Below are 14019 nucleotides of genomic sequence, written 5' to 3' on the forward strand. Positions count from 1 at the left end.
GCCAACATCTTCGCGGCGGGTGCGGTCCTGTGGCGGGGCGCCGCCGAGAACGCTCCGTACGATGCGGAGGTCGCCCTCGTACACCGTCCCCGTTACGACGACTGGTCCTTCCCGAAGGGCAAACTCGACGCGGGCGAGACCGCCGTGGTCGCCGCGGTGCGGGAGATCGAAGAGGAGACCGGGTTCCGCGCCGCACTCGGACGCAGCCTCGGAAAAGTGGTCTACCCGGTTCCGGGGCACCGCAAACTCAAGAGGGTCGACTACTGGGCCGCACGCACCGTCGACGGGCAGTTCACACCCAACGACGAGGTGGACGAATTGCGTTGGGTGACCCCCGGAGACGCTTTCGATCTCCTGTCGTACCCGATGGACCGCAGTGTCCTGCGCCGATTCCGTCGCGTGCCGCTCGACACCACCACCGCTCTGATCGTCCGCCACGCCAAGGCCGGAAGTCGTAAGAAGTACAAGGGCGACGACCGCTACCGTCCCCTCGACGCGTCCGGACGGGCCCAGGCCGCCGCTCTCGTTCCGCAACTGACGGCGTTCGGCGGCGATCGGGTGGTATCGGCCGATCGCACACGGTGCACCGCGACGGTCGAACCGTTCGCCTCCCGGCACGGGCTCGAGGTCTCGCTCGAACCGTCCTTGTCCGAAGAGGAGTACCGCGCCGACCCGGACCGCGGCCGCAAGCGGGCGCTGGAGATCGCGTCCGGTCCCGGTACACCCGTGATCTGTAGTCAGGGCAAGGTGATCCCGCCACTGCTCGAGTGGTGGGCGGAGCGCGACGGTCTCGTGCTGCCTCCGGCACGGAATCGGAAGGCGAGCATGTGGGTGTTGTCTCTGCGCGGCGACCGCCTGGTCGCGGCAGACCACATCGACAGTCCTCTTCCCACCGGCCGCCCCACCGTGGACGACGAGAGCATCTGACCCGTAACGCGCGACGGCGGCCACCGGATGTCCGGTGGCCGCCGTCGCCGCACCTGTGCTGCCCGCACGTGTGCAGGCAGCATCGAGGGTGACTTCTACTTCTTGGCGCTCTTGCGAGCCGTGGTCTTCTTCGCCGGGGTCTTCTTCGCCGCGGTGGTCTTCTTCGCCGCGGTCGACTTGGTGGCGGTGGTCTTCTTCGCCGGCGTCGACTTGGCCGCGGTGGTCTTCTTCGCCGCGGTCGACTTGGTGGCGGTGGTCTTCTTCGCCGGCGTCGACTTCGCCGCGGTCGACTTGGTCGCCGTGGTCTTCTTCGCCGGGGTCGACTTCGCCGCGGTCGACTTGGTCGCCGTGGTCTTCTTCGCCGGGGTCGACTTCGCCGCGGTCGACTTGGTCGCCGTGGTCTTCTTCGCCGGCGTCGACTTCGCCGCGGTGGTCTTCTTCGCCGCGGTCGACTTGGTGGCGGTGGTCTTCTTCGCCGCAGTCTTCTTGGCCGCCTTCTTGGCTGCCGCGGTCTTCTTGGCCGCTGCAGCCGCACCGCGCTTCACGGCCGGACCCGAAGCGGGAAGCTTCTGGGTGCCCGCGATGATGTTCTTGAAGGACTGGCCGGGACGGAAGGCCGGCACCGAGGTCGGCTTGACCTTGACCGTCTCACCCGTGCGCGGGTTCCGGGCGACACGAGCGGCCCGGCGACGCTTCTCGAAGACACCGAATCCGGTGATGGTGACGCTCTTACCCTCGTGCACGGCGCGAACGATGGCGTCCACCATGTGCTCGACGGCCGCGGTAGCGGTGCGCCTGTCCGAACCGAGTTTCTCGGTCAGAACGTCGATCAGTTCTGCCTTGTTCATTGATTTCCTCCGCACATACACGGTCCACCGTCAGACCGACTCCAGTCCACGGTAGACCCGCAAACGGGCAAGAGTCTATGTGCCACGCGGATTCTCATGCAAATACATCCGGGCCCGGCCCGACGGGAGTGTCGGACCGGGCCCGGACGGGGTGTGCCCGGAGGGTGTTTTCAGGGCGCCGGAAGGGTACTCGGTTTCCATGACGGCCTTGACTTTTCGTACTCGGAAATCGCGTCTACCTGGCGCAATGTCAATCCGATGTCGTCGAGACCCTCGAGCAGACGCCACCTGGTGTAGTCGTCAATGGTGAACGGCACCACGGTGGTTCCGGCGGTCACGGTCCGGTTCTCGAGATCCACCTCCAGTTCGAGTCCGGGCTGCTGTTCGATGAGTTTCCACAGCAGTTCGACGTCGTCCTGCGCGACCTGGGCGGCGAGCAGACCGGCCTTTCCGGCGTTGCCGCGGAAGATGTCGGCGAACCGGGACGAGATGACGACCCGGAATCCGTAATCCGACAACGCCCACACCGCATGCTCACGCGACGAGCCGGTGCCGAAATCCGGTCCGGCGACGAGAACGCTGCCGCGGTCGAAGGGCGGGGTGTTGAGCACGAAGGACGGGTCGTTGCGCCACGCGGCGAACAGACCGTCCTCGAATCCCGTACGGGTGACACGCTTCAGGTAGACGGCCGGAATGATCTGATCCGTGTCGACATTGGACCGGCGCAGCGGGACGCCGATGCCCGTGTGGGTGGTGAAGGCTTCCATCGAAAATTCTCCTCGTCGGTCCTGTGGTCTAGTCCAGATCCGCCGGTGCGGAAAGCGTTCCCCGCACCGCGGTTGCGGCGGCCACGGCCGGCGAGACGAGATGCGTCCGTCCGCCCTTGCCCTGCCGTCCTTCGAAATTCCGGTTCGATGTCGACGCGGAGCGTTCACCCGGCGCCAGCTGGTCGGGGTTCATGCCCAGGCACATCGAGCATCCGGCCTGACGCCACTCGGCGCCTGCGGCGGTGAAGATCTCGCCGAGGCCTTCGTCCTCCGCCTGTGCCCGCACCCGCATCGAGCCCGGCACGACGAGCATCCGGACGCCGTCGGCGACCTTGCGGCCCTTCAGGACATCCGCCACCGCACGCAGATCCTCGATGCGGCCGTTGGTGCACGACCCGACGAAGACGGTGTCGATCTTCACATCGCGCAGCGGCATCCCCGGCTCGAGATCCATGTAGCGCAACGCCTTCTCCGCGGCAGACCGCTCGGTTTCGTCCGCGATCTCCTCGGGTACCGGAACCGTGGATCCGAGGGGTGCGCCCTGGCCCGGGTTGGTACCCCACGTGACGAAGGGCGTCAGAGCGCTGCCGTCGATATGGACCTCGGCGTCGAAAACCGCGTCGTCGTCGGTCTTCAGCTGCTCCCACGCCTCGACGGCGGCGTCCCAGTCTGCGCCCTCCGGGGCGTGCGGCCGGCCCTTGACGAATTCGTAGGTGGTCTCGTCGGGTGCGATCATGCCTGCGCGGGCACCTGCCTCGATCGACATGTTGCAGATGGTCATCCGCGCTTCCATCGACAGCGCGCGGATCGCCTCGCCGCGGTATTCGAGGACGTAGCCCTGTCCGCCGCCGGTACCGATCTTCGCAATGATCGCGAGGATGAGGTCCTTGCTCGTCACTCCGGGCGCCAACGCGCCGTCGACGTTGATCGCCATCGTCTTGAACGGCCGCAACGACAGCGTCTGTGTGGCCATGACGTGTTCGACCTCACTGGTGCCGATTCCCATTGCGAGGGCACCGAATGCGCCGTGCGTGGACGTGTGGCTGTCGCCGCAGACCACCGTCATACCGGGCTGGGTGAGTCCGAGCTGCGGACCGACCACGTGGACGATGCCCTGATCGAGATCGCCCATGGGATGCAGCCGGACACCGAACTCCTCGCAGTTACGACGCAGGGTCTCGACCTGCGTGCGCGAGACCGGGTCGGCGATGGGCTTGTCGATGTCCACCGTGGGGACGTTGTGATCCTCGGTGGCGATCGTGAGATCGGGGCGCCGGAGCGGGCGTCCGGCCAGCCGGAGGCCGTCGAAGGCCTGCGGGCTGGTCACTTCGTGTACGAGGTGCAGGTCGATGTAGATGAGGTCGGGCTGTCGCGCCGATCCCTCTCCTTCACCGCGCACGACCACGTGCTGGTCCCACACCTTCTCCGCCAGAGTCTTTCCAGCCATCTTCTCCACCTTGTCGTACGTGACGAACGCGAATCCCGGGGGCTGTCCGGCCGCGTATGGCGTCGTCCCCACCGCTCTCGGCATGCGATATGCTTCCCATTATGCGAGACGGAGGTATCGACCTATGAGACAGCATAGCGGGATCGGAGTGCTGGACAAAGCGATGGCAGTCCTCCACGCGGTTGCCGAACAACCGTGCAACCTCAACGAGTTGTGCGCACGGACGGGCCTGCCCCGCGCCACCGCGCACCGTCTCGCAGTCGGCCTCGAGGTTCACCGCCTGCTCATGCGCGACAGCGACGGGCAGTGGCGTCCCGGTCCCGGACTGGCCGAATTGTCCGCGGGCGCAGGCGACACCCTCGTCGAGGCCGCCTCTCTCGTACTCCCCCGCCTACGCGAGATCACCGGAGAGAGCGTGCAGTTGTACCGCCGCGAGGGCACCCAGCGGGTCTGCGTCGCGGCCCTCGAACCCCCGACCGGCCTGCGCGACACGGTCCTTGTCGGGGCGCGCCTTCCCATGACGGCCGGTTCCGGTGCGAAAGTTCTGCTCGCGTGGGCCGATACGGCGACCCAGCGCGCCATTCTTCCCGAGGCCGCGTTCGGCGAACGCGTCCTCGTCGAGGTCCGCCGCCGCGGCTGGGCCCAGAGCGCCGCCGAACGCGAGCCCGGTGTGGCCTCGGTCGCCGCACCCGTCCGCGACAACGCCGGCGCCGTGATCGCCGCGATCTCCGTATCGGGTCCCATCGACCGTATGGGCCGCCGACCGGGTGCCCGATGGGCCGCCGACCTCCTCGCCGCCGCGGAGGCGCTCCAGAAGCGTCTCTGAAGCCGGAACGCACGCGCGGGCCACCTCCCGGGCGGGAGCGGGAGGAACCCGGGCGTGCGGCCCCACCCTGTGCCACAGTGCTTCGCATGGGAACGAACCGCCGCGCAGACATCACGATGACGGACTCGGAGATCGACGAGTTCCTCCACCGCAGCCGGGTCGCGAACCTCGCGACCCTCGGACCGACGGGCACCCCGCATCTCGTCGCCATGTGGTACGCGGTACTGGGCGGGGAGATCTGGTTCGAGACGAAGTCGAAGTCGCAGAAAGTCGTCAACCTTCGCCGCGACGACCGTGTCACCGTCCTCGTCGAGGCCGGAGACACCTACGACCAGTTGCGCGGCGTATCGATCGAGGGGCGGGCAGAGATCGTCGACGACCACGACCGGCTGTTCGACGTCTGCCGCGACGTGTGGGAGCGGTACACCGCCCCGTACACGGACGAGGCGCGTCCCGTGGTGGAGCAGATGATGAACAAGCGGGTGGCCGTGCGCGTGGTGCCCGTGCGGGTGCGCTCGTGGGACCACCGCAAGCTCGGGATGCCCGCCATGGCGATCGGCGGCACGACGGCGGCCTATCTTCCGTCCACCGCACACTGACCCCGGATACGCGAAAGGCTCCCCGATCGAGAATCGGAGAGCCTTCGTGGTTGTACCCCCGATGGGATTCGAACCCACGCTACCGCCGTGAGAGGGCGGCGTCCTAGGCCGCTAGACGACGGGGGCCTGGAACTTTCCTCGGCACCGACCGATCGGTGCCTTCGGAGAGAAGAAACACCCACCGAACCGCAGATCGGTGGGAGTCCGTTGTACCCCCGATGGGATTCGAACCCACGCTACCGCCGTGAGAGGGCGGCGTCCTAGGCCGCTAGACGACGGGGGCCTATGGAACTTCTTCTCTTCGCTCCCCGAAGGAAGCTCAGCCAGCATAGCTGGCCGAGGCGCTGCGGGCAAACCACCGCGCCTCAGCTGGGGTACCAGGACTCGAACCTAGAATGGCTGAACCAGAATCAGCTGTGTTGCCAATTACACCATACCCCAATGGTCTGTTCCGTCGGCCCGCGCTCTCGCGCTGCGGTCTCCGTTCCGAACCGAGAAGAAGATTAGCACCAACCCCGCCATGAACTACAAATCGGCTGGTCAGAGCACCGAAATCGAGCCCGGACACCATCTCGGCCCGTCGCCGGGAGTAGGCGGCGGGCCGAGAGGACGGACTCGTCAGGCGATACGAGTGCGGCCGGCGCGCAGCCGGGCGAGCGTGCGCTCCCGGCCGAGCAACTCCATCGACTCGTAGAGCGGAGGGCTGACGTGCGATCCGGTCACCGCGACCCGCACGGGCGCGAAGGCCTTCCTCGGCTTGAGTTCCAGGCCCTCGATCAGCGCGCTCTTCAACGCCTCCTCGATCGCCGGGGTGGTCCAGTCGGCCAGGCCCTCGAGGGCCGTGAGGGAGGCGTCGAGCACCGGCGCGGCATCCTCTTTGAGGTTCTTCGCCGCGGATGCCTCGTCGAGCGTGAAGTCGGCCTCGTCGACGAACAGGAACTTCAGCAGATCCCAGGCGTCGCCGAGCACCACGATGCGGGTCTGCACGAGATCGGCGGCCGTGCGGAAGAGCGCGTCGTCGACCTCGGCCCCGATCCTGCCGTGCTCCACGAGATAGGTCTTCAGGCGCGCGGCGAACTCCGCCGGTTCGAGCAGGCGGATGTGCTCGGCATTGATCGCGTCGGCCTTCTTCTGGTCGAACCGGGCCGGGTTCGAGTTGACCTTGGAGATCTCGAAGGCCGCCACCATCTCGTCGAGGGAGAACACGTCGCGGTCGTCGGCGAGACCCCAGCCGAGCAGGGCGAGGTAGTTGAGCAGGCCCTCGGGGATGAACCCGCGATCGCGGTGCAGGAAGAGGTTGGACTCCGGGTCGCGCTTGGAGAGCTTCTTGTTGCCCTGCCCCATCACGAACGGCAGGTGGCCGAACTCGGGTGTGAAATCGGTGACGCCGATGCGCTGCAGCGCCGCATACAGCGCGAGCTGACGCGGGGTCGACGACAGCAGGTCCTCACCGCGCAGGACGTGCGTGATCTTCATCAGCGCGTCGTCGACGGGATTGACGAGCGTGTAGAGCGGGATGCCGTTGCCCCGGGTGAGCGCGAAGTCGGGCACCGAACCCGCCTTGAAGGTGGTCTCGCCGCGGACGAGGTCGTTCCAGGTGAGGTCCTCGTCGGGCATGCGCAGTCGCACGACAGGCTTCCGGCCCTCGTCGAGGAAGGCCTGCCGCTGCTCCGGGGTGAGGTCGCGGTCGAAGTTGTCGTAGCCGAGCTTCGGGTCGCGACCGGCGGCCTTGTGCCGCTCCTCGACCTCTTCCGGCGTCGAGAACGACTCGTAGGCCTCGCCGGCGTCGACGAGCTTCTGCACGATCTCGAGATGCAGGTCGCGCCGCTGCGACTGCCGGTACGGCTCGTACGGTCCGCCGACCTCCGGGCCCTCGTCCCATTCGAGACCCAGCCACCGGAGTGCGTCGAGGATCGCCTGGTACGACTCCTCGGTGTCGCGTGCGGCGTCGGTGTCTTCGATGCGGAACACGAAGGTGCCGCCGTGATGACGCGCGAAAGCCCAGTTGAACAGGGCGGTGCGCACCAGACCCACGTGCGGGGTTCCGGTCGGTGACGGGCAGAAACGTACGCGTACTTCGCTGGTGGTCATGACTCGCTCAGGGTTGAGGATCGACGGGAGACCATCCCAGGCTATCCGCCCTGCCGCGAGTTCCTGTCAGGATCCCTTCGCGACGACCGGGTTGGTGAGCGTACCGATGCCCTCGACTGTGATCGAGACCGTGTTCCCCGGCTCGATGGGCCCCACCCCCTCGGGCGTACCGGTGAGGATGATGTCGCCCGGGAGCAGCGTCATGACACCGGAGATCCACTCGACGAGCTTCGGGATGTCGTGCACCATCTTCGACGTCCGGCTGCGCTGCCGGATCTGCCCGTCGACCTCGGACGAGATCTCGAGATCGGAGGCATCGATGTCGGTCTCGATCCACGGCCCGAGAGGACAGAAGGTGTCGTACCCCTTGGCGCGACCCCACTGGCCGTCCGTGCGCTGATGGTCGCGAGCGGACACGTCGTTGGCGATCGTGTACCCGAGGATCGCCTCCCGCGCCTTCGCGGCGGGAACGTCCTTGCAGGGGCGGCCGATGACCACCGCAAGTTCCGCCTCGTGATGGACGAGCGAGGTGGAGGGTGGAATCACGATCGGCGCTCCCGGCCCCACGATCGAGGTGTTGGGCTTGAGGAAGATCATGGGCTCGTCGGGGACATCGCTGCCGAATTCGGCCGCGTGCGCGGCGTAGTTGCGGCCCACCGCGATCACCTTGGTGGCGAGGATCGGGGCGAGAATCCGCACGTCGGCGAGGGGCCAGCTCCGGCCCGTGAAGGTGGGATTGCCGAAGGGATGCTCGGCGATCTCCTTCACTCTCGCGGACTCCCCCTCCCCCTCCACGCTCACGAACGCGACTCCATCCGGGCTGGCAATTCGACCAAGGCGCATGTCCGGAGTCTAACGGGGTGCGCACACGGCGATCGACTGCCGGGTGGCCGGGAGGTAGAGTCCGGATCGAATTCCACATAACGGAACAGGCATCTCAGATAGTGAGAGAAATGGATAGTCCGGACATCGGCCGGCGGCGGTGGCTCATCCTCGCGCTCGGCGTCTTCGCCCAGGCCGCGCAGGCCACGGTGATCAACGGCGTCGCCTTCCTCATCCCGACCCTCGACGAGGACACCGGCCTCACCCTCGCCCAGGCCGGGACACTCGCCGGCGCACCACTGCTCGGCGGCGTGTTCACCCTCGTCGTATGGGGTGCGATCGCGGATCGTTTCGGTGAGCGTCTCGCGCTCACCGCCGGACTGGGAATCGCCGGCACCGCGATGGGTGCCGCGAGCGCGACGACATCCGTGGAACTCTCCCGCACGACCTCCGCGGCTCTGCTCGGTGTGCTGCTGATGTGCGCGGGAGCCGGCGCCGTGAGCGCCAACTCGGCGAGCGGCCGGGTCGTCGTCGGATGGTTCCCTCCGCACCGGCGCGGCCTCGCGATGGGGATCCGGCAGATGTCGGTGCCGCTGGGCGTCGCCGCGGGCGCCCTCGTCATTCCGACGCTGGCGGGCGATCACGGAATCGCCTGGGCTCTCGCGTTTCCCGCACTCGCGTGCGGTGGGGCGGCCGTCGCCTGCGCCGTCGGCGTGACCGATCCGCCACGCCCCGGCCGGACCGAAGCCGAACGCGCGGGTGTTCTTGCGAATCCGTATCGAACTTCGATGTCCCTCACGCGGATCCATCTCGCGTCGATACTGCTCGTGATCCCGCAGTACGTCGTGTGGACCTATGCCCTGGTGTGGTTGATCACCGATCGCGGATGGGACGAGGTCGGTGCCGGTCTCGTCATCACGGCAGCCCAGATCCTCGGCGCGATCGGCCGTGTCGTCACCGGAGCGTGGTCCGACCGCGTCGGGAGCAGGCTTGCCCCGATGCGCCTCGTCGCCCTATCGGTCGTCCTGGCGATGATCGCGCTCTCCGTCACGGCGTGGACGAACTCGCCGATCGCCGTGGGTGCCCTGCTCGTCGCGTCGATCCTGACGTCGGCCCCGAACGGGTTGGCGTTCACCGCCGTGGCCGAGATCGCCGGACCGTTCTGGGGAGGTCGCGCACTCGGGATCCAGAACACGGGACAGTTCGTGTTCGCCGCGGCGGTCGGGCCCGTGTTCGGCGGCCTCATCGCCGCGGCCGGATTTCCGATCGCCTTCGCGCTGGCCGCAGTGGCTCCGGCGGCGGCGGTTCCGGTGGTGCCGAAAGACTGACGGACCGTGTGGCTCCGGCAGATACCCGACGGAGCCACACGGGAACGTCAGAGCGCGGCGGTGATGCGGTCGCCGATCTCGGTGGTCACGATCGGACCGGTGCCACGGGTCGAGAGATCGGCCTCGACGGCTCGCTCGACGCGGGCGGCGTCCTGCTCGCGTCCGAGATGGCGCAGCAGCAGTGCGGTGGACAGGATCGCCGCGGTGGGATCGGCGATGCCCTTGCCGGCGATGTCCGGAGCCGAACCGTGGACGGGCTCGAACATCGACGGGTTGGTGCCGGAAGCATCGATGTTGCCGCTCGCGGCCAGACCGATGCCACCGGTCACCGCACCGGCGAGGTCGGTGACGATGTCGCCGAACAGATTGTCGGTGACGATGACGTCGAACCGCGACGGGTCGTCGACCATGTAGATCGTCGCCGCATCGATATGGCAGTAGGCGGTCGTGACGTCGGGGAACTCCTTCCCCACCGTCTCGATGGCCCGTGTCCAGATCGCACCGGCGTTGGACAGGACGTTGGTCTTGTGGATCAGCGTCAGGTGCTTCCGGCGGGTCTGCGCGAGCTCGAAGGCGTACCGCACCACACGCTCGGCTCCGAACCAGGTGTTCACCGACACCTCGGTGGCGATCTCGTGCGGCGTTCCCACCCGGATCGCTCCCCCGTTGCCGGTGTACGGCCCCTCGGTGCCTTCACGGACGACGACGAAATCGATCTCGTGGTCGGCGGCGAGCGGCGACGTCGCGCCCGGGTACAGCCGTGCCGGACGGAGATTGACGTGGTGGTCGAGCGCGAACCGCATGTTCAGGAGGAGACCGCGTTCGAGGACACCGGGGGTGACCGACGGATCACCGATGGCCCCGAGAAGGATCGCGTCGTGCTCGCGAATCGCGGCGAGATCGGCATCGGGCAGCAGTTCACCCGTCGTGTTGTACCGGCGGGCGCCGAGGTCGTACTCGGTCGTCGCGAGGTCCGGGACGAGCGCGCGGAGCACCTTCAGCGCTTCCGCCGTGACCTCGACACCGATGCCGTCACCGGGGATGACCGCAAGTTTCATGAGCACTACTCACTTCCTGTGCGACGGTGGCCGCGACCGTGCAGACACGGTCGCGGCCACCGGATGATGGAGAACGAAACGATCAGGACAGGTCGACCTGGGCGACCCGCGCCTCGAGCGCCTGGGTGATCTGCTCGACCTCGGCGTCGCCGACGGGGCGATCGACGCGCAGGATCACGGTCGCGCCGGGGCCCTCCGCGTCCTGGCTCAGAGCCGCGGCCTGAATGTCGATGCTCGCGTTGCCGAGCACGGTGCCGAGCGTTCCGAGGACACCCGGGCGGTCCTGGTAGTGGACGATCAGGTTGTGGCCCTCGGCGCGGAGGTCGAAGCTGCGGCTGTTGATGTTGACGATCTTCTCGACCTGCTGCAGGCCGGTGAGGGCACCCGCCACGGAGGTGACGTGTCCGTCCGGCGCCACGGCGCGGACCTCGACGGCGCTGCGGTGCGTGGTGGCCTCGCTGACCTTGTCGACCTCGACGGTCACGCCCCGCTGCTCCGCGAGCTTGGGGGCGTTGACGAAGGTGACCGGCTCGTCGCTGCTCGCCGAGAACAGGCCGCGGAGGGCCGCCAGACCGAGGATGTCGACGTTCTCGGCGGAGAGCTCACCGCTGACGACGACCTGGACGTTCTGCACTGCCTCGGGCGAGAGGGTACCGGCGAGCAGGCCGAGCTTGCGGACGAGTTCGAGCCACGGCGCGACCTCCTCGCCCACGGGGCCACCGGAGACGTTGACGGCATCGGGCACGAACTCGCCGGCGAGGGCGAGCAGCACGCTCTTCGCGACGTCGGTACCGGCGCGGTCCTGGGCCTCGGCGGTGGAGGCGCCCAGGTGCGGAGTGACGACGACGTTGTCGAGATCGAACAGCTTCGAATCGGTGCACGGTTCGGTCTCGAAGACGTCGAGGCCGGCAGCTCGCACCTTGCCGCCGACGAGCGCGTCGTACAGGGCGTCCTCGTCGATCAGGCCACCACGAGCGGCGTTGACGATGATCACGCCGTCCTTGGCCTTGGTCAAGCGCTCGGCGTTGATCAGGCCGGCGGTCTCCTTGGTCTTGGGCAGGTGCACGGAGATGAAGTCGGCGCGGGCGACGAGTTCGTCGATGTCGACGAGCTCGATGCCGAGCTGTGCGGCACGAGCGGCCGGCAGGTACGGGTCGTACGCGATGACATGGGTCTCGAAGGCCGCGAGACGCTGGGCGAACAGCTGGCCGATACGGCCGAGACCGACGACGCCGACCGTCTTGCCGAGGATCTCGGTGCCGTTGAAGCTCGACCGCTTCCAGGTGCGCTCACGCAGGGTGCGGTCGGCGGCCGGGACCTGGCGGGCCGCGGACATGAGCAGGGCGACCGCGTGCTCGGCGGCGGAGTGGATGTTGGAGGTGGGCGCGTTGACGACCATCACGCCGCGCTCGGTGGCAGCGGCGATGTCGACGTTGTCGAGGCCGACACCGGCACGACCGACGATCTTGAGGTTGGGTGCCGCCGCGAGCACCTCGGCGTCGACGGTGGTCGCGGAGCGGACCAGCAACGCCTGGGCCTCGGGCACGGCCGCGAGCAGGGCGGGGCGGTCGGGGCCGTCCACCCAGCGCACCTCGACACCGTCACCGAGCGCGTCGACGGTCGACTGCGCAAGCTTGTCGGCGATCAGGACTACTGGACGGCCATTCTGGCTCACGTGCGGACTCCCTGTGTCGTGGATGTGTGAGTGGTCGACGGCGCTCGCGCCCGACAGCATGCACGGGCACCCGCGACCGCCCACAGTTTAGTGCCCCGACCCCGGCCACGGCGCCACCGGGATGGGGATCACGGTGGCGCGGGCGGATCCTTCCGTGGCGGCAGCACGACGTGCCGCGGAGACGCGACGAGCAGACTGCGCTCGATACCGGGTCGGTTGCGGTGGCGAAAGGCCGGTCGTGGTATCCGGCGACGTCCTCGAGTTCGACCGGTTCGGTCCGGTGGGATCGCCGGGCACGCACGACGACGACCGCCGGCGACGACACGATCGCGGCGAGCTGGGTACGCGCTCCGGCCTGTTCGAGCATCGGCGTCCGGCTGCCACCGGCGCGGATCGGGAATCACCCTGTGCCACCGGCTGCGATGTTCACCACACCGAGAGCGCGCATCTCGGAGCCACATCGGCCGAGTGTCCTCCGCCGCCTTCGCCCGTGGGGCGGCATCGCTCACGACATCACCTGCTCACGATCGCCCGAACGACGGCGGCCCGGCACCCCCGCAGGGGTACCGGGCCGCCGTGACCGGATCGGGAGGTCTTACGCCGTCTCGGTGATGGGGCGATCGACCCAGCTCATCAGGTCGCGCAGCTGCTTGCCGACGACCTCGATGCCGTGCTCGGCGTTCTCCTTGCGGAGGCCCTCGAGTTCCTTGTTGCCGCCCTCGACGTTGGCGACGAGGCGCTTGACGAAGGTTCCGTCCTGGATGTCCTTCAGGATCTCCTTCATCCGCTCCTTGGTGCCGGCGTCGATGACGCGCGGTCCGGAGAGGTAGCCACCGAACTCGGCGGTGTCGGACACCGAGTAGTTCATGCGGGCGATGCCACCCTCGTACATGAGGTCGACGATGAGCTTGAGTTCGTGGAGGACCTCGAAGTAGGCCATCTCGGGGGCGTAGCCCGCCTCGACCATGACGTCGAAACCGGTCTTGACCAGTTCCTCGGTGCCACCGCAGAGCACGGCCTGCTCACCGAAGAGGTCGGTCTCGGTCTCTTCCTTGAAGGTGGTCTTGATGACGCCGGCGCGGGTGCCGCCGATGCCCTTGGCGTAGGACAGCGCGAGCGCCTGGCCCTCACCCTTGGGGTCCTGGTGGACGGCGATGAGCGCCGGAACACCCTTGCCGTCGACGAACTGGCGACGCACGAGGTGGCCGGGGCCCTTGGGGGCGACCATCGCGACGGTCACGTTCTCGGGAGCGGTGATGAGACCGAAGTGGATGTTGAGGCCGTGGCCGAAGAACAGCGCATCGCCGTCCTTCAGGTTGGGCTCGATGTCGTTGGTGAAGATCGACGCCTGTGCGGTATCGGGGGCGAGGACCATGATGACGTCGGCCCACTCCGAGACCTCGGCGGGCGTACCGACGGTGAGGCCGGCCTCCTCGGCCTTGGCCCGCGACTTCGAGCCCTCCTTCAGACCGATGCGAACGTCGACGCCCGAGTCGCGCAGGCTCAGCGAGTGCGCGTGTCCCTGACTGCCGTAGCCGATGACGGCGACCTTACGACCCTGGATGATCGACAGGTCGGCATCGTCGTCGTAGAACATCTCGACTGCCACAGTGATTACCTCTTTCAGAAAG

12 protein-coding genes and 3 tRNA genes are annotated in these 14019 nt (G+C 67.9%); 4 read left to right on the top strand and 11 right to left on the bottom strand.

What is annotated here, in order from left to right; all coding sequences use genetic code 11:
• A partial coding sequence (locus A8G18_RS20755; protein WP_064065367.1) for an NUDIX hydrolase occupies positions 1–927 on the top strand: 927 nt, incomplete at its 5' end.
• Between the two features lie 95 nt (positions 928–1022).
• Here the strand turns inward: A8G18_RS20755 and A8G18_RS20760 are convergent.
• The 3 genes from A8G18_RS20760 to leuC form a co-directional block, all read right to left on the bottom strand.
• Complete coding sequence (locus A8G18_RS20760) at positions 1023–1775, bottom strand: HU family DNA-binding protein (RefSeq protein WP_064065368.1); 753 nt, start codon at positions 1773–1775, stop codon at positions 1023–1025.
• 170 nt (positions 1776–1945) lie between these two features.
• Positions 1946–2542 carry a 3-isopropylmalate dehydratase small subunit gene (gene leuD / locus A8G18_RS20765; protein WP_064065369.1) on the bottom strand — a complete coding sequence of 199 codons (597 nt, stop codon included), beginning with the start codon at positions 2540–2542 and terminating at the stop codon, positions 1946–1948.
• A gap of 28 nt (positions 2543–2570) precedes the next feature.
• Positions 2571–3998 carry a 3-isopropylmalate dehydratase large subunit gene (gene leuC / locus A8G18_RS20770; protein WP_064065387.1) on the bottom strand — a complete coding sequence of 476 codons (1428 nt, stop codon included), beginning with the start codon at positions 3996–3998 and terminating at the stop codon, positions 2571–2573.
• A gap of 115 nt (positions 3999–4113) precedes the next feature.
• On the opposite strand from leuC, the gene A8G18_RS20775 reads away from it, so the two are divergent.
• Positions 4114–4815, top strand: coding sequence for an IclR family transcriptional regulator (locus tag A8G18_RS20775; protein WP_064065370.1), 702 nt, complete (start codon positions 4114–4116; stop codon positions 4813–4815).
• An 86-nt stretch (positions 4816–4901) separates the two neighbouring features.
• A complete protein-coding gene (locus A8G18_RS20780; RefSeq protein ID WP_064065371.1) occupies positions 4902–5414 on the top strand; it encodes a pyridoxamine 5'-phosphate oxidase family protein in 513 nt (170 codons plus the stop codon).
• Between the two features lie 53 nt (positions 5415–5467).
• On the opposite strand, the gene A8G18_RS20785 is transcribed toward A8G18_RS20780, so the two are convergent.
• From A8G18_RS20785 to A8G18_RS20805, 5 genes are all read right to left on the bottom strand, one after another.
• Positions 5468–5540, bottom strand: a tRNA-Glu gene (locus tag A8G18_RS20785).
• 84 nt (positions 5541–5624) lie between these two features.
• Positions 5625–5697 (bottom strand) — tRNA-Glu (locus A8G18_RS20790).
• Between the two features lie 86 nt (positions 5698–5783).
• Positions 5784–5855 (bottom strand) — tRNA-Gln (locus A8G18_RS20795).
• A 177-nt stretch (positions 5856–6032) separates the two neighbouring features.
• Complete coding sequence (gene gltX / locus A8G18_RS20800; protein ID WP_064065372.1) at positions 6033–7505, bottom strand: glutamate--tRNA ligase; 1473 nt, start codon at positions 7503–7505, stop codon at positions 6033–6035.
• A gap of 66 nt (positions 7506–7571) precedes the next feature.
• A complete protein-coding gene (locus tag A8G18_RS20805; RefSeq protein WP_064065373.1) occupies positions 7572–8348 on the bottom strand; it encodes a fumarylacetoacetate hydrolase family protein in 777 nt (258 codons plus the stop codon).
• 110 nt (positions 8349–8458) lie between these two features.
• Here A8G18_RS20805 and A8G18_RS20810 point away from each other — a divergent pair, with 110 nt between their 5' ends.
• Positions 8459–9655: an MFS transporter gene (locus A8G18_RS20810; protein ID WP_064065374.1), complete on the top strand. Its 1197-nt coding sequence runs from the start codon at positions 8459–8461 to the stop codon at positions 9653–9655.
• A gap of 47 nt (positions 9656–9702) precedes the next feature.
• On the opposite strand, the gene A8G18_RS20815 is transcribed toward A8G18_RS20810, so the two are convergent.
• The 3 genes from A8G18_RS20815 to ilvC all read right to left on the bottom strand — a co-directional run bounded on the left by A8G18_RS20815 (position 9703) and on the right by ilvC (position 13985).
• Positions 9703–10713 carry a 3-isopropylmalate dehydrogenase gene (locus A8G18_RS20815; protein ID WP_064065388.1) on the bottom strand — a complete coding sequence of 337 codons (1011 nt, stop codon included), beginning with the start codon at positions 10711–10713 and terminating at the stop codon, positions 9703–9705.
• A gap of 82 nt (positions 10714–10795) precedes the next feature.
• Entirely contained in the window at positions 10796–12388 is a 1593-nt protein-coding gene (serA, locus tag A8G18_RS20820; RefSeq protein ID WP_016935093.1) for a phosphoglycerate dehydrogenase, read from the bottom strand.
• 595 nt (positions 12389–12983) lie between these two features.
• A complete protein-coding gene (gene ilvC, locus A8G18_RS20830; RefSeq protein ID WP_016935634.1) occupies positions 12984–13985 on the bottom strand; it encodes a ketol-acid reductoisomerase in 1002 nt (333 codons plus the stop codon).
• Between the last annotated feature and the right edge of the window lie 34 nt (positions 13986–14019).

The organism is Rhodococcus gordoniae (genome assembly GCF_001646655.1).
Taxonomy (GTDB): Bacteria; Actinomycetota; Actinomycetes; order Mycobacteriales; family Mycobacteriaceae; genus Rhodococcus; species Rhodococcus gordoniae.